Source organism: Vibrio sp. 03_296 (assembly GCF_002265885.1).
The window spans coordinates 1-489 of record NZ_NPKW01000626.1; the positions used below are offsets into that span (position 1 = coordinate 1).

Here is a 489-nt window from a genome sequence, read left to right on the forward strand (position 1 = left end):
ATGTGATATACCCCAATTGAATGTATTTTTGTTAGTCAAGACTCGTTTTAGCTTAACCGCTTTACTTGAACCGCGCCAGAGCACGAGGGGAGCAAGCGTGTTGAAGCAGATACGAGTCAAAAGTTTATGTAATACGCTTTATGCTTTGTTGCATAAATGTCAAAAACTTTCTTTATCGCTTCTTTATTTTGAAGCTAAAAATAAAACACCCTGATATTACCAAAGGTGAGGCAAGGATCAACAAAAAAGCTGAATGGGGCTTTTTTGAACGAAAAAATTGATTTGAACCCGTATTACTGCTGGTTCTCTTTCTCAGTAAAGAGGCCTGCAAATAGGGCGGTACTTAGGTAACGTTCGCCAGAGCTAGGTAGTACGGTGACAATGGTTTTTCCTTCGAATTCAGGGAGTTCAGCAAGGCGGTTTGCTGCCACTACTGCAGCTCCTGATGAAATACCCGCCAAGATACCTTCTTCTTCCATTAGCGCGASG

Annotated in this window: 1 protein-coding gene and 1 pseudogene; one reads left to right on the forward strand and one right to left on the reverse strand. The window is 41.8% G+C overall.

The window, feature by feature from the left end; genetic code table 11:
- Positions 1 to 214 (forward strand): hypothetical protein (locus CIK04_RS34155; protein WP_325205865.1); only part of this gene is annotated, 214 nt, incomplete at its 5' end.
- A 79-nt stretch (positions 215 to 293) separates the two neighbouring features.
- Here CIK04_RS34155 and CIK04_RS26700 read toward each other — a convergent pair.
- Positions 294 to 489: pseudogene (locus CIK04_RS26700) on the reverse strand (cysteine synthase A); the annotation flags it as partial.